Here is a 21049-nt window from a genome sequence, read left to right as displayed (position 1 = left end):
AGCGCGAGGCGGCCCGAGGCATCGGGCACCTTGGCGAGCACTCGGCGCTCCGGCCCGATCGGACCGAGTAGGCCGCACACTAGGTCCGATCGGACCGAGTAGGCGGGGCATTGACCCAATTGGGCCGCACTATCTAGAAGGGGTAGGTGAGGCCCACGGTCTTCTCCGAGATCTCCCAGAGGCGGCGCTGGTTCTCCTCGTCGCGGGAGAGCCGGTTGGAGCCGACGACCCGCGGCAGGCCACGCATCTGGCGCAGGCCGCCGGGTCCGCAGTAGGTGCCGCCGGGAAGGTCGTCGGTGGTCGCCATCAGCGTGGGCAGGGCACCCATCTCCGCGGACTGGGCACCGGCCTTCATCGCGGCGTCCAGGATGCTGGTCAACCCGCCGGATCCCTTCAGCGTCTGGCCGTAGGACAACAGGTGGGTCGCGGCGTACCCGGGGTGCGCGGCCAGGCCCCGCACCGGGATGCCGGCTGCCCGGGCCCGACGGTCGAACTCGTAGGTGAAGAGCAGGTTCGCCAGCTTCGACTGCGAGTAGACCACCCAGCGCTTGTACCTGCCCTGCGGCTCGCGCGGGTCCCACAACGGCGCCACCTTGGTCAGGTGGTGCGCGTTGGAGGCCACGCTGACCACGCGACCGTCGCCCGAGGCGATCAGCTGGGGCAGCAGCAGGCCGGTCATCAGGAACGGGCCGAAGTGGTTGGTGCCCATCTGCAGGTCGAGGCCGTCGACGGTACGGCGCTCGGGCGTGGCCATCACGCCGGCGTTGTGCACGAGCACGTCGAGTGCACCGAACCGCTCGGCCTCGGCGGCGGCCCGGCGTACGGACTCCAGTGACGAGAGGTCGACGACCAGCTCCTCGAACGCGGCCTCGGGCAGTTCCTCGAGCAGCGCGGCACGCGTGGCAGCCAGCTTGTCGGCGGACCGGGCGGCCAGGACCACGCGGGCGCCGCGTCGGGCGAGCTCGCGGGCGGTGTGGGTGCCGAGCCCACTGGTGACACCGGTGACCAGGATCGTGCGGCCTGCCTGGCCGGGCATCTGCGACAGGTCCCAGCTCACGGCGTGGTCCGGAACGCGTCGACCACGGCCTGGCCGAGGGCGGCGTCGCCGTGCAGCTCGATGCCCTCGGGAGTACGACGACCGCCAGCCATCACGATGAACGCCTCGCGGCCCATGGTGATCCGGGACGTCGGGTTCCACGGCACGTCGACCACGGAGGCCCGACCGTCGTCACCGACGGACACGGCCTTCTCCTCGCTGCCGACCACGTCGATCACGACCGTCGTGCCGGTCGCCGGGGCCACCCGCTTGCCGACGATGATCGGCAGCGCCTCGAGCATGTAGTCGGTGGTGTGACGCGCTGGTGAGGTGTCCATGTCGCCGGGGCGACCGGTGGCCCGGCGGACGTCCTGCTCGTGCATCCACACGTCTAGTGGCCGGTTGCGCAACAGGGTGTTCCAGTCCCACGGGACGCCGCCGAAGACCAGTGACGGCTTGGCCTTGCCGTCGGTCGGCGGGTCCGCGAGCAGCTCGGTGCGGCGTTTCGTCGTGGACTGGCGGATCTCGTCGATCAGCGCGTCGGGCGTGCGGTCGCGCCGGGCCACGACGCCCTGCTCGGTGTAGAGCCCCATCAGCCCGGTGACGTGCTCGGGCTCGCCGATGTCGATGGTCTCCTCGGGGGCACCGGCCAGGATCGCCTCGAGGTGGGCGGTGTGCGCGGCGACGTCCTGGACGTTCCAGCCGGGCAGGTCGGTCGCCTGCTTCCAGTCGACCTCGTCGAGTTCCTCCAACAGGGTGGTGAAGTCGCCGATCGCCTGCCACCAGGCCTCGACGTATCCGGCAAGTCGCTGCTCGTCAGTCATGGGGCCGAGCCTATCGGCGGCACCCGACGGCGTCCGGCCTCTGAGCCGCTTGTCACAATGGGCGGCATGGGAAGCCGTCCGTGCGTCCGCGCCCCCGAGCTCCGGGGCCGCGGCTGGTTGAACACCGACGGTCCGCTGACCCTGCGCGACCTGCGCGGCCGCATCGTCCTGCTCGACTTCTGGACCTTCTGCTGCATCAACTGCCTGCATGTCCTCGACGAGCTGCGCGAGGTCGAGGAGGAGTTCGCCGACGAGCTGGTGATCATCGGGGTGCACTCGCCGAAGTTCGTGCACGAGGCAGATCCCGACGCCCTCGCTGCCGCGGTCGAGCGGTACGCCGTGGCGCACCCGGTGCTCGACGACCCCGAGCTGGTCACCTGGCAGGCCTACACCGCGCGGGCCTGGCCGACGCTCGTGCTCATCGACCCCGAGGGCTACGTCGTCGCACAGTACGCCGGCGAGGGCCATGCCCATGCGATCTCCGCGATGGTCCGTGAGCTCGTCGAGACGCACGGTGCGAAGGGCACGTTGCAGCCGGGCGACTCGCCGTACGTCCCGCCGGAGCCGGAGCAGACCGACCTCCGCTTCCCGGCCAGGGCGATCGCGCTGCCCGACGGCCACCTCCTCGTCGCGGACGCGGGCCACCACCAGGTCGTCGAGCTCGACGGCGAGGTCGTCGTACGCCGCTTCGACGGCTTCCGCGAGCCCAACGGGCTGTGCCTCCTGCCCGACGACGTGGCCGCCGAGGTCGGCTACGACGTGGTGGTCGCCGACACCGTGAACCACCGGCTGGCCGGCCTCACCCTTGCCACCGGCGAGGTCCGCACGCTGGCCGGCGACGGCACCCAGGCCATGCAGGGCGACGGCGTCGAGCGGCTCTCCAGCCCGTGGGACGTCGCCTGGTGGCAGGGCAACGTCTGGATGGCGATGGCCGGCATCCACCAGCTCTGGACCTTCGACCCGCGCACCGGTGACGTCGCGGTCGCCGCAGGTACGACGAACGAAGGCCTGCTCGACGGACCACTCGAGGATGCCTGGTTCGCGCAGACCAGCGGACTGGCGGCCGACGGCGAGCGGCTCTGGCTCGCGGACGCCGAGACCTCGTCACTGCGGTACGTCGACGCGGGGGAGGTGCACACCGCCATCGGCCACGGCCTCTTCGACTTCGGCTTCAAGGACGGCGGGCGCGACGACGCACGACTCCAGCACCCACTGGGCGTCGCCGTACTCCCCGACGGCACGATCGGCGTCTGCGACACCTACAACGGCGCGCTGCGCCGTTTCGACCCGGCCACGGGTCAGTTGACCACGATCGCCACCGGGCTCGGCGAGCCGTCGGGCCTGCTGGTCGACGGAGGCACGGCGTACGTCGTCGAGTCGGCCGCGCACCGCGTCGTCGAGGTGTCACTGGAGTCGACCGGCGCCGACACGGGCTTCGAGGCCCGCACCCAGCGGCCGGTCACCGAGATCGGCGCGACGGTCGAGCTGCGCGTCCCGTTCACGCCGCCGCCCGGGCAGAAGGTCGACGACAGGTTCGGCCCGTCCAGTCAGCTGATCGTGACCGCGACGCCGCCGTCCCTGATCCGTGGCGGCGACGGACGCACCACCGATCTCGTGCGCACCCTCGAGCTCGATTCCATGGTGGGTGAGGGGGTCCTGCACGTGGCCGCGCGTGCCGCGTCCTGCGACGCCGACGGTGGCGAGGGTGCGGCCTGCCACATGCACCAGCAGGACTGGGGTGTGCCGGTCCGGATCACGCCCGACGGCGAGGCCGACCTGGTGCTCCCCCTTGGCGCGCGAGCCGTGGATTCTTGATGCGCGAACACCGCATTCTTGATGCGCGAACACCGCATTCTTGATGCGCGAACACCGCATCGTTGATGCGCGAGCCGTGGATTCTTGATCCCCGAGACCGCAAGAACCCACGGTTCGGACGTCAAGAACCCAGTGTTCGCGCATCAAGAGGACGCGGTTGGCGACAGATCAGGGGGCGCCGCGGGGCTCGTCCATATGGGGCAGGCAGTCGCTGAGCTCGTCGACGATCAGACGGTCGACCTCGACCTGTCCGGCACGGAACGAGGCCCGACCGACCATGTGGTTGGCCACCGGTGAGGTGACCAGCTGGAAGAGCGCGACCAGCACGAGGATCCCGATCGCCTCGGGGTCACGGAGCCGGAAGCCGAGGCCGGTGAGCACCAGCAGCAGCCCGAGCACCTGCGGCTTGGTGGCGGCGTGCATCCGGCTCAGGAGATCGGGCAGGCGGAGCACACCGATGGCCGCGATCAGCGCGAGCGTCGCGCCGCTCAGCATGCAGGCGGCGGCGATGACGTCGGCGACGGTGGTCCAGCTCATCAGGGATCCTCCGCATCGATGTCGTCACTGCCACGGCTGAACCTGGCGATGCTCACCGATCCGACGAAGCCCAACAGGGTCAGCACCAACAGGATCGGCAGTGTCGTGGTGTTGCGGTTCAGGGCTGCCTCCAGCGCGAGGGCGCAGATGCCGACCGCGGTGAGCACGTCGAGGGCGACGGTCCGGTCGAGCATCGTCGGGCCCATCGTCATGCGGGCCAGCAGCAGGAGGGAGGCCAGGCCGAGCATGCCGGCGCAGATGTAGAGGACGACGGTCATGCGGGTGCCTCCTCGAGGTGGTCGATGCGGGTCCCGAACGCCTTGACCACACGGCGTTCCTGGGCGAGGACCCGCTGCCGGAAGACCTCGACTCCCGCCTCGTCGCGGACGTCGAAGGCGTGGAAGAAGAGCGTGTGGGTCGAGCGCCGGGCCTCGACCGCGAGGCTTCCCGGGATCAGGCAGATCATCTCGGCCACCACCGTCAGCACGAAGTCGGAGGGCGTCTTCAGGTTCACCTCGACGACGGCGTTGCGCAGGTTCTTCGTCGGGCCGAGGGTCGCCCTGGCCACGAGCAGGCTGGAGACGACGACGTCCCAGAGGAAGCGGAGCACCAGCCATGCCAGGGGGAGCGGTCGCACCCGCAGGTGCATCCGCAACGGGGGCAGTGGGAAGAAGAGGCAGACCGCGAGCGCGACGACGAAGCCGAATGCCGCATTCCCGAGGCTGAAGTCGCGCCACAGCATCAGCCAGACCAGGGTCAGCCACAGCAGTACCGGCACCTGCAGGGTGCGGTGGCGGGGCATGCGGGTCGGGCTCATCTGTCGTCCCCCAGCACCGACGAGATGTACGGCGTACGCTCCTGCAGGTCGTGCGCGGCACGGTCGGTGTAGCCGTAGAGCGGTCCGGCGACGACTGTCAGGGCCAGGCTGAACGCGATCAGCGCCGCGGTCGGCAGCACCATGCCCAGCGGCAGACGCGCCGGCAGCGAGCCGTCCTCGAGTCGCTGGTGCAGGTCACGGTCGGGCTGGTCCTCGTCGACCACCCGGCGGGCCTCGGCGAGCTCCTGGGTGCCGAACGCGGTGCCACCGACGTGCACGTGCTGGCGGTGGATCACGAAGCCGTGCTGGTGGTGGCTGTCGTCGAGGTCGTCCTCGAGACCGGGCAGGGCGCGCATCATCTCGTGCGCCTGCTCGGGCGTGCGCCAGAAGGCCAGGCCCCACGTCTTCGCGACGGCGTACAAGGTCAACAGGCTGGTCACCACACCCGCCGCGACCAGGGCGTAGGAGAGCGGAGTCCCGACGGCCAGGCCCGCCTGCAGCAGGCCGACCTTGCCGATGAATCCCGACATCGGCGGGATCCCGGCCAGGTTCATCGCCGGGACGAAGAAGAGGACCGCCAGCAGCGGTGACAACCGGGCCAGGCCGCCCATCCGCATCAGGCCGGTGCTCCCGGCTCGGTGCTCGATCAGGCCCACGACGAGGAAGAGCGCGGTCTGGATGGTGATGTGGTGGGCGACGTAGAAGATCGCCCCGGAGGTGCCGGCCTGGGTCGCGAGCCCGATCCCGAAGACCATGTAGCCGATGTGACTGACCAGGGTGAAGGAGAGCATGCGCTTGATGTCGGACTGGGCGACGGCGCCGAGGATGCCGATGACCATGGTCAGCAGCGCGGCCCACATCAGCAGCCCGGAGAGCGGCGAGTCGGGGAAGAGCAGCACCTGGACGCGCAGGATCGCGTAGACGCCGACCTTGGTCAGCAATCCGGCGAACACCGCGGTGACCGGTGCCGGGGCGGTCGGGTAGCTGTCGGGGAGCCAGAACGACAGCGGGAAGATGGCCGCCTTGATCGCGAAGGTGGTGAGCAGCAGCAGCTGCAGCATCAGCCTGGTGCCGTCGGGAACCTCGTCCAGGCGCACGGCCAGCTGGGCGAAGTTGAGGCTGCCGGTCGCGGCGTAGACCGCGGCGAGCGCGATCAGGAACAGGCTCGAGGAGAGCATGTTCACCACGACGTAGATCGTGCCGGCCCGGATGCGCGCCTCGGTGCCGCCCAGGGTCAGCAGCACGTAGCTCGCGAAGAGCAGCATCTCGAAGGACACGAACAGGTTGAACAGGTCACCGGCGAGGAACGCGTTGGAGACTCCGGCGACCAGCACCAGGAACGTCGGGTGGTAGATCGAGACCGGCGCCTCCTTCTGGTCGTCGGTCATCCGCTGGCCGAGGGAGTAGAGCAGGACCAGCAGGGTGACGACCGCGGAGACCAGCAGCATCAGTGCCGACAGCCGGTCGGCGACCAGCGCGATCCCGAGCGGGGAGGCCCAGCCGCCGATCCACAGCACCTGCGGGCCGTTGCGGTCGGCCTCCACGACGAGGATCGAGGCGATCGCGACGACGCTCGTGAGGATCGAGATGGTCACCAACCGCTGCGCCTGGGGCCGGTGGGAGAGCATCAAGGTGAGGCCGGCCCCGAGCAGGGGGAGTACGACGGGCAGCGGGATGAGGGTGGTCGTGTCGACGCTCATGTGGTTGCTCCCTCTTCCTCGAACGTGTCCTCACCGGGGTCGTCCGTGGTGAGCTCCTGGGAGAGGTCGTGGCTGTCGGAGGCCTCGTCGGCCTGGGCGAGCAACCGGATCGCGGCATCCTCGACGTCGTCCTGCACGTCGTCGTGGCCGTTGAGCTGCCAGCTGCGGTGAGCCATCGCGAGCAGGAACGCGGTGGTGCCGAGCGCGATCACGATCGCAGTGAGGACGAGGGCCTGCGGGAGTGGGTCACTCATGTCCTCGGCGTGCGCGGAGCCGATGATGGGCGGCTCGCCGGCGGGGCCGGAGGCGACCATGAAGAGCAGGTTCACGCCGTTGCCGAGCATCAGCAGGCCGACCAGGACCCGGGTCAGGCTGCGCTCCAGGATGAGGTAGACGCCTGTGCCGCAGAGGAACGATGCGGTCAGGATCAGGGTCAGGTTCGCGTTCACAGGCGGACACCTCCGGCGGCCGCGCTCTCTGCCGCGCGCTCCTCGCTGAGGATCTGGCGGTCGAGCCGGGAGCCGAACGTGCGCAGCAGGTCGAGGATCAGGCCGACGACGACCAGGTAGACGCCGAGGTCGAAGAAGACCGACGTGACCAGGTGCGGGTCGCCGAGCGGGCCGAGGTGGAAGTCGATCTGGGCGCTCTGGAGGACGACCCCACCGAAGGCGATCGGGGCCAGCGCCGCGGCGGTCGCGACGAACAGGCCGGTCCCCATCAGGATGCCCGCGTCGACGGGTGCGGCTTCGTCCAGCTCGTAGCGGCCCCCGGCGAGGTAGCGCACCATCAGCGCCAGCCCGGTGACCATGCCGGCCGCGAAGCCGCCGCCGACGTGGTTGTGGCCGGCGAAGAGCAGGTAGATCGAGAGCACCACCATCGTGTGGAACATCAGTCGGGTGACCACCTCGAAGATGATCGAGCGACGGTCCGGGCTCAGCGTGCGGGGCCCGGGCAGCCACACGCGGCGACCAGGTGACGTGGGCAGCTTCTCCACCGTCTCGGGATAGGGGATCTCGCGCACCCGGCGGATGCCCGAGAGGCGCGTGTCGAGGAAGATCAGGCTCGCCACGCCGGTCGCGGCTGCGACCAGCACCGAGATCTCGCCCATGGTGTCCCAGGCCCGGATGTCGAGCAGGATCACGCTCACGATGTTGTGGCCGCCGCCGTACGCCAGGGCGGGCTCGGGGTAGTCGACCGAGACCGGGTCGCCGCTGCGGGCGTTGGTGGCCAGCAGCATGAAGCCGGCCACGGCCAGCCCCACGGCCAGGCCGAGCAGCATCCGGAGCCAGCGCCGTCCGCTCAACGGCCGGTCGGTGAAGTACTCGGGAAGACGGCGCAGCACCAGCACGAAGACGACGAGACTGGTGGTCTCGACGAGGATCTGGGTCAGGGCCAGGTCGGGGGCGCCGTGGAGCAGGAAGAGCATGGCGGTGCCGTAGCCGGTGGTGCCGACCAGGATCACCGCGCGGAGCCGGCGCCGCGAGCGGGCGGTGAAGATCGCCGCGACCACGACCAGGGCACCGACCACGCCCTGGGCCGGGGAGTCCCACAGCACGACGTCGAGGTCGTCGGTCAGGTTGATCACCATCACCGCCCCGGGGAGTGCCAGGACGACGAGCAGGATGAACGCGAGGTACGCCGCCACGGAGCCGCGCTGGGTCAGACCGGTGACCTCGACCGCACTGCGGTCCACGGCCCTCATGCCGGCGCGGTAGACCCGTTCGGCACTCCAGGTCGAGGCAGTGAGTGCCTGCAGCTGGGCGAAGAGGCGGCGCTTCCAGAACAGGAGGAGCCCGACGCCCACGGCGACGGCGGAGAGGAGCAGGGGGAGCTCGAGCCCGTGCCAGAGGGCGAGCTCTGCGTGGTGGTCCGTCTCGGGGAACTGGTCGAGGTGCGGCTCGAAGGCGTGGGTCAGGCCCGGCCCGAGGAAACCGAGGGCCAGGGTGAGCGCCGCCAGGATCACCGGGGACGCCGCGAAACCGGCAGCGACCGGCTCGACAGAGGTCTCCGCGACCCCGGGCTTGGTGCCGAAGGCGCCCCACATGAACCGCAGGCTGTAGGCCATCGTCAGCACGGATCCGAGGACCACCCCGGCGACCACGGCCGCGTTGGTGTCCTCGACCAGCGCGCCGAAGACGCTCTCCTTGCCGACGAAGCCGAGCAGGGGCGGCAGCCCGGCCATCGAGGCCGCGGCCACGGTGGCGGCCACGAAGACGACCGGCATCTTCCGGGCGACCCCGGAGAGCTCACGCAGGTCGCGGGTCCCGGCGTTGTGGTCGATGATGCCGACCACGAGGAACAGGGTGGCCTTGAAGAGGGCGTGGGCCAGCAGCATGGCGAGGCCGGCCAGCGCGGTGTTGCGGGTGCCGACACTGAAGATCACCAGGAGGAAGCCGAGCTGGCTGACCGTGCCGTAGGCGAGCAGCAGCTTGACGTCGTACTGCCGTAGCGCCCGCCATCCGCCCAGCAGCATGGTGAGCACGCCGAGGGTGAGCACCGTGGCCCGCCACCCGGGTACGTCGGCGAACGCGGGGGCCAGCAGCGCGACCAGGAAGACGCCGGCCTTCACCATCGACGCGGCGTGGAGGTAGGCGCTGACCGGCGTGGGGGCCGCCATGGCGCCCGGAAGCCAGAAGTGGAACGGGATCAGCGCGGACTTGCTCAGTGCCCCGACGAGAATGAGGACGACCGCCACCGTGGCCACCGTGCCGTCCGGGGGGTGCGACACCAGCTCGCTTGCCCGGTGGGTGCCCGACAGTTGGCCCAGCATCAGGATGCCGACCAGCATTGCCAGTCCGCCGAGGGTGGTGACGATCAGGGCCTGCATGGCGGCCAGTCGACTCGCGCGCCTGGCCGGGTCGTTGCCGATCAGCAGGTAGGAGAAGACCGTGGTCAGCTCCCAGAAGACGTAGAGGAGCAGGAGGTCGTCGGAGAGGACCAGGCCGAGCATCGCACCGGCGAAGGCGACGAAGACGCCGCTGAACTGGCCCAGGGACGGGTCGTCGTCCTCGAAGTACCACGCGCAGTAGGCCAGCACCAGCACGCCGATGCCACTGACGATCAGCGTCATCAGCCACTGCAGGACGCCCAGGTTCAGGGCGAGGTCGAAGTGGAGACTCGGGAGCCACTCGACGTCCTGGGTCAGCGTCTCGCCGTCGGTGACCCGTGCGGTCAGCGAGAGCGCCCAGACGAAGGTGATCAGCGGGACGACGGCGACGACCAGGAACGTACGGCGACCCAGGAACCGCACCAGGGCAGGGCACAGCGCGGCCAGTGCGAAATGGGCGGCGACGAGCGCGAGCAAGCGAGGGCCTCACTGAGGGGGTCCGGGTTGCCCCCATGGTAGTTGCCCGGGACCCGCTCGCCGCATTGGTTCCTGACCCCATCTCTTGCGAGCCTGGACACGGCGCTCGCCGTCGAAGGCCGTACGCCGCTGAGCGGTGCGGATCACACCTGCGGCGGCGGACGACGGTCGTCGACCACGTGCGTGGTGCGCGAGCGCTGCGCGTTCATCACCAGGGCCAGCACGATCGCGAGGACCCCCACCGCGACGAGGATCCAGCCGAGAGTCTCGCTGGCCACCACGTCGTCGATGCTGGCCGGCAGGTCGATGGCGCCCAGGGCAAACACCAACCCGATCACCAGCAGGACGATTCCGAGTCCGATACCCATGAGTTGCTCCCTTTGCTCGACGTACGTATCCGTACCCCTTCTGCGCCGAAGCAGCCCCACCCGACGCAGAGCAGGGCCGCAGCGAACGGATTCGCTGCGGCCCTGTCTCGTGCGGTCAGGCGGTTCGTGCGGTCAGGCAGTCCCTCAGAAGGCGGCCTCGTCGAGGTCCATCAGCGACAGGTCCACGCTCTCGGAGAGCACGCGCTCGGCGGAGAGCTTCGGCAGGTTGTTCTGCGCGAAGAACTGCGCCGCGGCGACCTTGCCGGTGTAGAACTGGCGGTCCTTCTCCGACACGTCGCCGGCGAGCTTGCCCAGTGCCACCTCGGCACCCTTGAGCAGGAGCCAGCCGCAGACCACGTCGCCCAGCGCCATCAGCAGGCGGCTGGTGTTCAGGCCGACCTTGTAGATGTTGCGCAGGTCGCCGCCCTCGGTCGATGCGTCGGCCGACATCAGGTCGTTGATCATCGTGCCGACCATGGCGTTGGCATCCTCGAGGGCCTTGGCGAGCAGCTCGCGCTCGACCTTGAGACGGCCGTCGGCGTCACCCTCGGCGTTCTTGATGAACGACTCGATCTCGGCGGCCAGGTGGCCCAGCGCGCGGCCCTGGTCCTTGACGATCTTCCGGAAGAAGAAGTCCTGGCCCTGGATCGCGGTGGTGCCCTCGTAGAGCGTGTCGATCTTGGCGTCACGAACGTACTGCTCGATCGGGTACTCCTGGAGGAAGCCCGAGCCACCGAAGGTCTGCAGCGACTCGGTGCCCAGCAGCACCCACGAGCGCTCGGAGCCGTAGCCCTTGACGATCGGGAGCAGCAGGTCGTTGACCGCGGCAGCCAGCTTGGCCTCCTTGGAGTCGGCCTCGCCGTTGGCCTCGGCGATCATCACCTTGTCCTGGTACGACGCGGTGTAGAGCACCAGCGCACGCATCGCCTCTGAGAACGCCTTCTGGGTCATCAGTGACCGGCGTACGTCGGGGTGGTGGGTGATCGTGACCCGTGGGGCGGTCTTGTCGGCCGCCTGGCTCAGGTCGGCACCCTGGACGCGCTCCTTGGCGTACTCGAGCGCGTTGAGGTAGCCGGTCGACAACGTCGCGATGGCCTTGGTGCCGACCATCATGCGGGCGTTCTCGATGACCTGGAACATCTGGGCGATGCCGTTGTGCACCTCACCGAGCAGCCAGCCCTGGGCGGCCTCGCCGCCACCGACCTGCGGGTCGCCGAAGGTGAGCTCGCAGGTGTTGGACACCTTGATGCCCATCTTGTGCTCGACGTTGGTGACGTAGGCGCCGTTGCGCTCGCCGGTCAGCTCGCCGGTCTCGTGGTCGAAGTGGAACTTCGGGACGAGGAAGAGCGAGAGGCCCTTGGTGCCCGGTCCGCCGACACCCTCGACGCCCTCGGGGCGGGCGAGGACGAGGTGCATGATGTTCTCGGTCATGTCGTTCTCGGCCGAGGTGATGAAGCGCTTGACGCCGGTGATGTTCCACGAGCCGTCGTCGTTCAGCGTGGCCTTGCTGCGGCCGGCGCCCACGTCGGAGCCCGCGTCGGGCTCGGTCAGCACCATCGTGGTGATCCACTGGCGGTCGACGATGTGCTGGGCGATCTTCTTGTCACGCTCGTTGCCGTTGTTGAACACCACGCCGGCGAAGGCCGGGCCGGCGCCGTACATCCAGATCGGGGCGTTCGCGCCGAGCACCATCTCGCCGATCGCCCAGTTCAGGGTCGACGGGGCGGGGGTTCCGCCGAGCTCGGCGGGGATGCTCAGGCGCCAGTACTCGGCGTCGGCCCAGGCCTGGTAGCTCTTCTTGAACGACTCGGGGATCGGCGCCGTGTTGGTCTTGGGGTCGAAGACCGGCGGGTTCCGGTCGCTGTCGACGTACGACGCGGCGAGCTCCTCGCGGGAGAGGCGCTCGACTTCGGAGAGGATCGCCCGCGCGGTCTCGGAGTCGACATCGGCGAACGGACCCTGGCCCAGGATCTCGTCTCGGCCGAGGACCTCGAAGAGGTTGAACTCGATGTCGCGGAGGTTGCTCTTGTAGTGGCTCACTGACCCACCTTTTCCATGTGAAGGGAAGCGACGAGGCTGATCTTCTACTCGTCAGTAACTTAATTATGGATTGCGATCCGTCCGGATGCAAGGCGAGACCCGTCACGTCACCTGGAGGATGGTCGAGTTCTTCGCTCAACTATCTGAGAGACTGGCCACATGCGAGTCTCTGCCAAGTCCGACTACGCCCTGCGCGCCCTCATCGAGATGGCCGGGCGAACCGACAATTCCCCGGTGAGCGCCGAAGAGCTCGGACGACGACAGGACATCCCACACGGCTTCCTCCAGGCGATCCTGGCCGACCTCCGTCGGGCCGGGGTCGTGGTGTCGCAGCGCGGCCAGTCCGGTGGTTGGCGGCTCAGTGGCGAGGCGAGCAAGGTCAGCGTCGCCGACGTGATCCGGGCCGTCGACGGTCCGCTGGTCTCGGTCTACGGACTGCGTCCCGAGGCGGTCACCTACAACGAGCAGGCGTCGGTGCTCCAGCACGTCTGGATCGCGGCCCGCCGCTCCCTGCGCGACGTCTTCGAAGAGGTCTCGATCGCCCAGCTCGCTGATGGCAAGCTGCCCAAGGCGGTCACCTCCCGGACGGCCGACGAGGACGCCTGGCAGCCGCACTGACGCCTGGCGGCGCTGACCAACCGTGCATTCTTGCGTCGCGAACCGTGCATTCTTGTGCTTCGAACCGTGGATCCTTGATGTCCTCAGGAGGCTTCACGTAGCGCGAGTCGGTGGCGCACCAGCTTTCGACGCTGCTTGAGCTTGGTGATCTTCGCGTCGAGGTCCCGCTGCTGCAGGCACAGCGCGATGCCGACCAGCTCCTCGGCGAGGTCGACGGCCGCCGCGTCCGCGCTGAGCGGTGCGACGTGCGTGCGGCCCGGCTTCAGGTGCTTCGACCAGCGGGCCACCAGCTCGTCGGGCTCCTCGCCCTCCTCGGGCGTCGCCACGACGTGTACGTCGAGACCGGCGAGCGCGTCGACGATGAGTGCGATCTGCGCGCCGTCCGCGGTGCAGAAGCGGGGCTGGCTGACGACCGCGTCGACCTTCGCCTTCGCGATGCGCCGGCAGGCGGCAGCCCAGGAGCCCTCGACGTCCTTGCGCTTCAGGCCAGCCGACTTGTGGCTGCGGAGCATCTCGTGGGCGGCGGCGTCCAACTGGTCTCCGGTCGCGCCGGCGACGGCGTACCCGACGGTCTCGAGGAGCGGCGCCTCGGCGGCGAGAGCGTCGTGCGCCTGCGCGAGCTCCGACGGGTTGGGGCCGATGTGCAGGACGATCTTCTTCTTGCGTGCCATGGTGCGACCGTGGCATCCCGATCCGACGACGCGGTGAACGGTGGGAGAACGTCGGCTGCGACCGGATGTGATCTTGTCGCGACCCGGAACTAGAACACGTTGCAGTTGCGGCGTACGATGCCGGACATGATCGAGTCAGACGCCATCACCTGGGAGGCGCCGGACGGCGACCACCCCGCCCGCCGCCTCTCGCAGCGCTCCTACGACGCCGTGTCGCGCAAGGCCAAGGAGGAGTGGCTCGCGCTCTTCGCCGACGACGCGCTGCTCGAGGACCCGGTCGGACCGTCGTTCTTCGACGCTGAGGGCAAGGGCCATCGTGGCAAGGAGGCGATCGCCGCCTTCTGGGACCTGGCCATCGCGCCGGTCGCCGAGTTCCGCTTCACCATCCGCGACTCGTTCGCGAACGGCAACGCCTGCGCCAACATCGGCACGTTCAGCACCCGCATGGAGGACGGCACGCTCGCCGACACCGACCTGATCGCGACGTACCGGCTCACCGACGACGGGCTGATCGCCTCCATGGCCGCGCACTGGGAGGTCGAGCGGACCATGGCGACGTTCCGCAAGGAGTAGCTGCTCCTGAAGGAGTAGAAAAGGGGTCTGTGACAGATCGGGCAGGTCGATGCGTCATGAGGGGTGACGCCAACTGTCCGAAGGAGTGACATGTCGAAGGACCAGGAGTTCGAGGAGTTCGCGGTGCTGCGGACCCCTCACCTCTACCGCACGGCCTGGTTGCTGTGCGGTGACGCCCATCGGGCTGAGGACCTGGTCCAGGACACCCTCGCCAAGGTGTACGTGCGCTGGACCCGGAAGCTCGGTCGACGACTCGAGAACCCGGCCGGCTACGCACACACGGCGCTGGTCCACACCTGGATCGACCATCAGCGCCGGCGCAGCTCGCACGAGCGGCCCGTCGGCGAGCTGCCGGAACAGGGAACGCCCGACGGTGACCCGAGCCTGAGGCTCTCGCTCGCCGCCGCGCTCGATGCGCTCGACCCGATGGACCGCGCGGTGCTGGTGCTGCGCTACCTCGACGACGTCTCCGTCGCCGAGGTGGCCGACCGGCTCGGCGTGAGCCCCGGGGCCGTGCGCAATCGCAGCATGCGCGCCCTGTCCCGCATCCGGGACGTCCTCGGCACGTCACTCCCCGATCTGCTCATCCCCTGAAGGAACCCTCATGACCAATCACCACGAACCTGGCGTCCAGGACCTGTTGCACCGGGCGACCGGGGACCTCACCCCGGACGTCGAAACGCTTGTCGCGGGTGGCATCGCCCGCGGCCGGACCCGTAGGCAGCGCCGACGGGTGGGTACGACGATCGCGTCGGTGGCCGCCGTTGGCGTCATCGGTGCCGGCGCGTTCGTCGTACCCCAGTTCCTCGAGGACGCGACGCCGGCGGCCTCGTCTGCGCGCGACGACTTCACGTCGCCCGACGTGGCCGCCGCACCCGAGGTGCAGGCCCAGCGGCAGCTGATCCCGACCGGCCAGATGGAGGCGGTCCTACGCCGACTGCTGCCGGCCGGTGTCACCGTCACCGACCTGACCGTGCGCCACGACACCGACGACCCGCAGAGTCCTGCCGACCGCATCAACTTCACCGTCGACGGTGCGTCGGTCTCGATCTACATCGACGAGTACAACCCGCAGTGGCGGCTCGACAAGGGCTACGAGCCGATCGCGATCGACGACGAGTGCGCGCAGTCAGCGAACTGCGAGCAGACGCCGAACGGTTCCTACCTGCGCAAGGACAACCGTGTTCCCCAGTGGGGTGAGGGCATGGGGCCGGCCAACCAGGTCTCGAACGACGCGTCCTACTGGGGCGTCGACGGCTACCGCTTCTACTCGATGGCGCTCAACACCGGTGCCGAGAAGGGGTCCGACGGCATCGTGGCCGTGGAGCCTCCGCTGACCTCCGAGCAGCTCGCCGCCATCGTCAGCAGTGAGCGCTGGTACCGCTGACTCACTCCAGGGTGTCGGTGCGGGCTGCGATCCACTCGACGACGGGTCGCAGCTCGCGCCAGTCCCGGCGTACGACGTCGGCGAACTCGGGCGTGTGGATCACCGGCTCGAAGCCGTGGTCGCGGCCGAGGGTGAGCGAACGGTGCCGCAGCAGGTCGATCCGCGGGTGATCGGCGTCGTAGCCGCGGGGCTTTGTCTTCAGGGTGTCGCCGCCGATGCTCCAGCCGAGTTTCCTCAACCTGGTAAGGAGTTTCTCGAGCTCCTTGCCGGTGTGCTCGTTGTCGATCGCGTCGCGCACGGCGGCCAACCGCTGCGCGCTGGCCTCGTAGAACCCGCCGCCGGTCCGTACGCCGCGCGCCGACACCTCGACGTACCACCCGGTGGCCGGGGCGACCCCGACGAAGGCGCCCTGGTGGGTCTTGTACGGCGTCTTGTCCTTCGCGAACCGTACGTCGCGGTAGGGGCGGAACACCTTCGCGGTGCCGAACTCGGGCTCCAGTGCGGCGGTCAGGGCGACCATCGGTGCCTTGACCGACTCGGCGTGGACCTGTCTGTGCGCCTCCCAGAACGACTTGGTGTTGTCGACCTCGAGGTCGTCGAAGAAGTCCAGTGCGGCAACGGGGAACCCGGCGAACTCAGCCATGACCGAAGCCTAGGCGTGACCGCCTGATCCGCTCACCCGGGCAGTGAGTCGCCCGGGAAGCCGGCGCACGGGAGGATCTCGCAGGTCATCATTCCGGCCTGCACGCACGGGTCGGCCGCCATGATCTCCCGGGCCCGCTCGGGCGTCTCGGTCATGATCGCCACGCCAGCCACGGTGTCGGAGGACACCGGGCAGAGGATCGCGATCACGCCTTCCGCGCGCAACGACACCATGCGCCGTTGGTGCTCCCGCTCGATCGTGTCGGCATCTGCCCGGTGGCGTTCCGGGCCCCAGTGGAGCTGGGCCAGGCTGTAGGGCTTGGCGCTGGCGGCAAGCGCCTGGATCTGCTCGTCGGTGACGTCCGGACTCATCGCGTGCTCACGTCCCTTCTCTCATCCGGGCACGGTAGCCGACACGGTCTCGTCGCCGCCCTCGCCGTAGGCCTCGATCGTGAGGACGTTGCCGGCGCAGGTGGGGGTGACCAGGAACGAGTCGCCCTTGCCTGGTGCCTCGTAGACCAGCTCGAGGGTCGCCTCGGGGGTCCAGCGGAACAGTGCCGCGTTGCCGTCGGCGCCGCGGTCGCGCGAGAAGTACGCCGAGTCGCCGCACCAGAGCAGGGATCCGGTCGTGGCCTCACCGAGGTCGTACGTCGTCCCGTCGACCGAGGCGTGCATGTCGCCCACCTCGATCCGGTTCTCCTTCGGGATCGTCGACCAGACGTGGCCGGACGGCGTGGCCAGCACGTCCCAGCCCTTGCACTCCTCGACGCCGTCGATCGGGGTGACCTCGCCGCCCTCGACATCGACCAGCGTGCGGCAGGCCACCGGACGCTTCGCGTCGAACGTCATCATCGAGGTGCCCTCGGGGCTCACCGACACGTTGGTGAACCCGTGCCGCCTGGGTGCGCAGTAGCCCTTCGCTCCGGACCCTGCGGCGAGGTCGACGGTGGCCAGGCAGTAGTCGCTGCCGGGCGTGTACGTCGCATAGGCCAACGTGTCGCCGTACGCCGCGAACGGGCCGCCGGGGCCGGGCGCGGGATCGGTGAGAGTGGTCTTCCTCCCGGACGCGAGGTCGACCTGCGTGATCAGCTGCGGCTTCGTCTCCGCCTTGTCCTGGGCGACCACGACGGCCGAGGAGTCGGTGAGGAACGTGTCGGAGATCTGACGCCCCGCCCCGGCGGGAATGGTGACCGGCCTGGGGCCGTCCAGGGTCGCCTGCGAGCGGGCCTCGTCGGTGCTCAGGGTCCACTCCGCGTCGCGCACGATGCTCTGACCGGTGCCGGTCACCGGCTGCCAGTCGAGGAGCTTGCGGGTGGCCTCGGGGCTGGTGTCGGCCGGCGCCTTGTCGGTGTCGGAGCCGTCCGGGGTGGAGCCGTCGGTCGGTGGCTCGTCCGTCGTCCTGCTGCTCCCCGTGTCGGAGGGGTCGGCGATGCCCTGCGGTTCGTCGTCCTCACCACCGCCACCGCACGCGCTGAGCGTCGCGGCGAGCAGGACGGCGACCGTGATGCTGCGTGCCCGCATCAGACGCCGATGTTGTGCATCGAGTGGGCCAGGTTCGCGCGGTAGGACCGGTAGGCGTAGCGGGTCTGGTTGCGCGAGATGAACGGCTCCGACGGGTCGAAGCGCTGCTGGTTCCACGGTTCGAAGTACTTCAGCAGCCGGCCTCGGCTGCCGTTCTTGTCGTAGCCGCGACCGACCTGGAAGTGACCGCTCGCGTCGTCATCGAGGTAGGGGTAGAACCGCTTGAGCAGGATCGGGTGGAGGATCACCGGTGCGCGGTAGTCGTAGATGTGCCGCATCTGCAGCAGCCACCACTGTCCCCAGGTCCAGTTGCCGACGTCGAGGACGACGTAGGTGCCGGCGCGCTTCGGGTTGTCGAACCCGGTGTACGCGTTCGTGACCCGCACCATCTCGCTGATCGCGGTGCCGCTGCTGGTGGTGCCGAGCCTGTTGGCCCAGTAGATCTGGGAGTTGCGGTACCCCCGCCAGCCCCATCCGATCATCTGCATCGAGGTCGGACCGCACCAGTAGGTCCTGGTCTGCTCGGCGACCCGGCGCTCGTCGAGGATCTTGAAGGCCTCGGGGTAGTCCGCGGAGGTCTTGCGGGCCGGCGCCGCCGTCGTGGTGCCTGCGGTCGCGGTCGTCGTACGGGCGCTGAGGGGGGAGTCGTCGGCGTGGATCTCGGGGTGCCGCTCGACGAAGCCGGTCGGCAGCGGCTTGCCCTGGAGCTGGTGGCGCAACAGCCAGACCTTGGCGACCGACCGGGCCGCCGTGACCAGCTCGGCACGCTCCACCTTCTGGCGCTGGGCCGTCGGCAGTGCGGCGCGCTGGCGCAGCTGGTCGGCCAACGTCAGGTCGCCGGTGGACTCAGTGGCGGCGGTCCGCGCGGTGGTCCGGCCCAGGCCGACCCGGGTGCTGGCGGTGGCCTCGGCCTGCACCTCGGACTCGGGCTCGTCGGTCCACCCGGTGCCCAGGCAGTAGCGCTGGCCCTCGAGGTCGGCGCAGCGCACCTGGCTGCTGACCAGGGTGGCCGCGTCGGTGCGGGCCACCTGGCGGGAGGCGACGGTGCGGCCCTCGGCCAGCACGCGGTCGATCTCGGCCTGCATCTCCGGGGTGACCTTGCCGAGATCCGCGGTGGCGTTGAGCGGGAGGACCGGCGCGGCGGGTGGCTTCGCGGTCGTGGAGGGGGAGGCGGTCGTGGCACTCGCGCCCGACGTGAGGGGGTAGCTGATCAGGACCATGGCGAACGTGCCGATGGCGGCACTTCGACGGCGATTCATGGGGAAGACCTCGATGGGCTCGGGAGTGGGCCACGCACCACTCTTCCCAGAGATCACACGAATCGTCAAGTATCCCATCAGTCACATGAGAAACATCGCAGCGACACGCCGTACGAATTACAAACCTGTAATTCATCCGTCGCGAACCGTGGATTCTTGATGCGCCAACCGTGGGTTGTCGCGCTTCGACCAGTGGGTTCTTGGTGGACCGCGTCAAGAATCCACGGTTGGGCGCTCAAGAGTCCACGGTTCGCGCATCAAGAACACGCGGTTCGTGGGGAGGAGGAGAAGGAGAAGAAGAGAGCGAAGAAGAGAAAATGGAGCGGACGACGAGATTCGAACTCGCGACATCGACCTTGGGAAGGTCGCGCTCTACCAACTGAGCTACGTCCGCAGTGTCCGGCCGGCTCGCATGGAAGGGTCCACGCGGAGCAGTGTCGGACGGGGAAGATGCTACTCGACCGGACCGAGTTCCGGGCGACGAGGGCTCACCGTGTCACCGGAGGACCGGCCGGTCAGGCGGCGATGCGCCCATGGCAGGGCCTCGGTGCGGGTCCACCGGAGGTTCGCGCCCAGGGCCTCCCGGCGCGGCACGGACACCGGGGCAGGCGCCGGGTCCGGCACCTCGAGTGCGTGGGTGATGCCGAGGCGGTTCAGCACCTCGATCGCCATCCGCTGGTGGCCGGCCGAGTTCATGTGCAGCCGGTCGTCGGACCAGAGGCCCCAGCCCTGGTACTCCCTCAATCGCCAGAAGTCGATCAGCGTGGCGTCGTAGGAGTCGGCCAGCTCGCGGACCAGTTCGTTGTAGATCGCGAACCGGCCGCGCAGTGGCGCGTAGAACCGTGAGGCACTCGGGTCGTGGGCGGTCCAGAGCACCAGGTGGGCACCGGTGGCAGCGAGCTTGCCGAGGCCGTCGTCGTACCGCCTGATGAGGCCGTTGAGGTCCACCTTCGGGCGGAGCATGTCGTTGCCGCCGGCGTAGATCGTCACGAGGTCGGGCCGCATCGCCACTGCCGGCTCGATCTGCTCGGCGAGCACGCCGTCGAGCTTGCGACCACGGATGGCGAGGTTGGCGTAGGTGAAGTCGGGATCCTGTACGGCGAGCTGCTCGGCCACCAGGTCCGCCCAGCCGCGCAGGCCGTTGGGGCGGGCAGGGTCGGGGTCTCCGACGCCCTCGGTGAACGAGTCGCCCAGGGCGACGTACCGCTGGAAGGTCATGCGGCCATTCTGGTCGCGGACCTGCCTGACCGCCAAAGCTGGGGACGGTAGGTTGTCCGGGTGCTCCTCTCAGACCGCGACATCCTGGCCGAGATCGACGCGAAGCGGATCGCCGTCGAGCCCTACGACCCGGCAATGGTCCAGCCCTCCAGCATCGACTTCCGCCTCGACCGGTTCTTCCGGGTCTTCGAGAACCACCGCTACCCGCACATCGACCCGGCGGCCGACCAGTCCGACCTGACCCGGGAGATCGAGGCGGAGGGCGATGACCCGTTCATCCTCCATCCCGGCGAGTTCGTGCTCGGGTCGACGTACGAAGTGGTCACGCTGCCCGACGACATCGCGGCCCGCGTCGAGGGCAAGTCGTCGCTGGGCCGGCTCGGCCTGCTCACCCACGCCACCGCCGGCTTCGTCGACCCCGGCTTCAGTGGCCACGTGACGCTCGAGCTCGCCAATGTCGCGACGCTGCCGATCAAGCTCTACCCGGGAATGAAGATCGGCCAGCTCTGCTTCTTCCGGCTCACCTCGCCGTCGCTGCATCCCTACGGCTCGGAGAAGTACGGCTCGCGCTACCAGGGCCAGCGCGGACCGACGCCGTCGAAGTCCTTCCAGAACTTCCACCGCACGGAGATCTGAGCGCGCCGGTCTGTGCGTGGTCCGACACTGTGGTGCGGGTCACGGCGGATTAACGGCAGATCCCACTTGCGTAATTCCGGGGG

22 protein-coding genes and 1 tRNA gene are annotated in these 21049 nt (G+C 69.3%); 6 read left to right on the top strand and 17 right to left on the bottom strand.

From position 1 onward, the window contains the following. Positions 1-133 precede the first annotated feature (133 nt). Positions 134-1057, bottom strand: a complete 924-nt coding sequence (locus ASD30_RS15805; RefSeq protein WP_235532597.1) for an oxidoreductase — start codon at positions 1055-1057, stop codon at positions 134-136. Further along, entirely contained in the window at positions 1054-1860 is an 807-nt protein-coding gene (locus ASD30_RS15800; protein ID WP_056683339.1) for a maleylpyruvate isomerase N-terminal domain-containing protein, read from the bottom strand. The genes ASD30_RS15805 and ASD30_RS15800 overlap by 4 nt, the downstream gene beginning before the upstream one ends. Positions 1861-1926: 66 nt before the next feature. On the opposite strand from ASD30_RS15800, the gene ASD30_RS15795 reads away from it, so the two are divergent. After that, positions 1927-3675 carry an NHL domain-containing thioredoxin family protein gene (locus ASD30_RS15795; protein ID WP_082563974.1) on the top strand — a complete coding sequence of 583 codons (1749 nt, stop codon included), beginning with the start codon at positions 1927-1929 and terminating at the stop codon, positions 3673-3675. A gap of 168 nt (positions 3676-3843) precedes the next feature. Here ASD30_RS15795 and mnhG read toward each other — a convergent pair whose 3' ends face one another. From mnhG to ASD30_RS15755, 8 genes are all read right to left on the bottom strand, one after another. Then, entirely contained in the window at positions 3844-4212 is a 369-nt protein-coding gene (gene mnhG / locus ASD30_RS15790) for a monovalent cation/H(+) antiporter subunit G (RefSeq protein WP_056683334.1), read from the bottom strand. Continuing rightward, on the bottom strand, positions 4212-4490 hold the full coding sequence (locus ASD30_RS15785) for a monovalent cation/H+ antiporter complex subunit F (RefSeq protein ID WP_056683331.1): 279 nt from the start codon (positions 4488-4490) through the stop codon (positions 4212-4214). The genes mnhG and ASD30_RS15785 overlap by 1 nt, the downstream gene beginning before the upstream one ends. Further along, on the bottom strand, positions 4487-5029 hold the full coding sequence (locus ASD30_RS15780; RefSeq protein WP_082563869.1) for a Na+/H+ antiporter subunit E: 543 nt from the start codon (positions 5027-5029) through the stop codon (positions 4487-4489). The genes ASD30_RS15785 and ASD30_RS15780 overlap by 4 nt, the downstream gene beginning before the upstream one ends. Beyond that, a complete protein-coding gene (locus ASD30_RS15775; protein ID WP_056683328.1) occupies positions 5026-6729 on the bottom strand; it encodes a Na+/H+ antiporter subunit D in 1704 nt (567 codons plus the stop codon). Before ASD30_RS15775 ends, ASD30_RS15780 begins: the two co-directional genes overlap by 4 nt. After that, entirely contained in the window at positions 6726-7178 is a 453-nt protein-coding gene (locus ASD30_RS15770) for a Na(+)/H(+) antiporter subunit C (RefSeq protein ID WP_056683325.1), read from the bottom strand. The genes ASD30_RS15775 and ASD30_RS15770 overlap by 4 nt, the downstream gene beginning before the upstream one ends. Continuing rightward, on the bottom strand, positions 7175-10033 hold the full coding sequence (locus ASD30_RS15765; RefSeq protein ID WP_056683322.1) for a Na+/H+ antiporter subunit A: 2859 nt from the start codon (positions 10031-10033) through the stop codon (positions 7175-7177). The genes ASD30_RS15770 and ASD30_RS15765 overlap by 4 nt, the downstream gene beginning before the upstream one ends. 143 nt (positions 10034-10176) lie before the next feature. Further along, a complete protein-coding gene (locus tag ASD30_RS15760) occupies positions 10177-10401 on the bottom strand; it encodes a DUF6458 family protein (protein ID WP_082563868.1) in 225 nt (74 codons plus the stop codon). 144 nt (positions 10402-10545) lie between these two features. After that, positions 10546-12441, bottom strand: coding sequence for an acyl-CoA dehydrogenase (locus ASD30_RS15755; protein WP_056683319.1), 1896 nt, complete (start codon positions 12439-12441; stop codon positions 10546-10548). Positions 12442-12600: 159 nt separating this feature from the next. Here ASD30_RS15755 and ASD30_RS15750 point away from each other — a divergent pair, with 159 nt between their 5' ends. Continuing rightward, positions 12601-13059, top strand: a complete 459-nt coding sequence (locus ASD30_RS15750; RefSeq protein WP_056683318.1) for an RrF2 family transcriptional regulator — start codon at positions 12601-12603, stop codon at positions 13057-13059. 83 nt (positions 13060-13142) lie between these two features. Here the strand turns inward: ASD30_RS15750 and ASD30_RS15745 are convergent, their stop codons facing one another. Beyond that, a complete protein-coding gene (locus ASD30_RS15745) occupies positions 13143-13730 on the bottom strand; it encodes a hypothetical protein (protein WP_056683315.1) in 588 nt (195 codons plus the stop codon). A 126-nt stretch (positions 13731-13856) separates the two neighbouring features. On the opposite strand from ASD30_RS15745, the gene ASD30_RS15740 reads away from it, so the two are divergent. The 3 genes from ASD30_RS15740 to ASD30_RS15730 all read left to right on the top strand — a co-directional run bounded on the left by ASD30_RS15740 (position 13857) and on the right by ASD30_RS15730 (position 15690). Then, positions 13857-14303: a nuclear transport factor 2 family protein gene (locus tag ASD30_RS15740; protein ID WP_056683313.1), complete on the top strand. Its 447-nt coding sequence runs from the start codon at positions 13857-13859 to the stop codon at positions 14301-14303. Between the two features lie 90 nt (positions 14304-14393). Next, the gene (locus ASD30_RS15735; RefSeq protein ID WP_056683310.1) at positions 14394-14897 is read left to right on the top strand and encodes a SigE family RNA polymerase sigma factor; all 504 of its coding nucleotides are present in this window, start codon (positions 14394-14396) and stop codon (positions 14895-14897) included. 10 nt (positions 14898-14907) lie between these two features. Then, positions 14908-15690, top strand: a complete 783-nt coding sequence (locus ASD30_RS15730; RefSeq protein WP_056683308.1) for a hypothetical protein — start codon at positions 14908-14910, stop codon at positions 15688-15690. A gap of 1 nt (position 15691) precedes the next feature. On the opposite strand, the gene ASD30_RS15725 is transcribed toward ASD30_RS15730, so the two are convergent. From ASD30_RS15725 to ASD30_RS15700, 6 genes are all read right to left on the bottom strand, one after another. Then, on the bottom strand, positions 15692-16333 hold the full coding sequence (locus tag ASD30_RS15725; RefSeq protein ID WP_056683305.1) for a DUF2461 domain-containing protein: 642 nt from the start codon (positions 16331-16333) through the stop codon (positions 15692-15694). Positions 16334-16365: 32 nt separating this feature from the next. Next, positions 16366-16704 carry a hypothetical protein gene (locus tag ASD30_RS15720; RefSeq protein ID WP_056683302.1) on the bottom strand — a complete coding sequence of 113 codons (339 nt, stop codon included), beginning with the start codon at positions 16702-16704 and terminating at the stop codon, positions 16366-16368. 21 nt (positions 16705-16725) lie between these two features. Continuing rightward, the gene (locus ASD30_RS15715; RefSeq protein WP_056683299.1) at positions 16726-17853 is read right to left on the bottom strand and encodes a hypothetical protein; all 1128 of its coding nucleotides are present in this window, start codon (positions 17851-17853) and stop codon (positions 16726-16728) included. Further along, entirely contained in the window at positions 17853-19112 is a 1260-nt protein-coding gene (locus ASD30_RS15710; RefSeq protein WP_056683295.1) for a C39 family peptidase, read from the bottom strand. The genes ASD30_RS15715 and ASD30_RS15710 overlap by 1 nt, the downstream gene beginning before the upstream one ends. 318 nt (positions 19113-19430) lie before the next feature. Then, positions 19431-19506, bottom strand: a tRNA-Gly gene (locus ASD30_RS15705). 59 nt (positions 19507-19565) lie between these two features. After that, the gene (locus tag ASD30_RS15700; protein ID WP_056685100.1) at positions 19566-20330 is read right to left on the bottom strand and encodes an SGNH/GDSL hydrolase family protein; all 765 of its coding nucleotides are present in this window, start codon (positions 20328-20330) and stop codon (positions 19566-19568) included. 60 nt (positions 20331-20390) lie between these two features. On the opposite strand from ASD30_RS15700, the gene dcd reads away from it, so the two are divergent. After that, complete coding sequence (dcd, locus tag ASD30_RS15695) at positions 20391-20966, top strand: dCTP deaminase (protein ID WP_056683292.1); 576 nt, start codon at positions 20391-20393, stop codon at positions 20964-20966. The last annotated feature ends 83 nt before the right edge of the window (positions 20967-21049 follow it).

This window comes from Nocardioides sp. Root140, assembly GCF_001426745.1.
Taxonomy (GTDB): Bacteria; Actinomycetota; Actinomycetes; order Propionibacteriales; family Nocardioidaceae; genus Nocardioides.
This window is presented reverse-complemented; position numbering and strand designations above follow the sequence as displayed.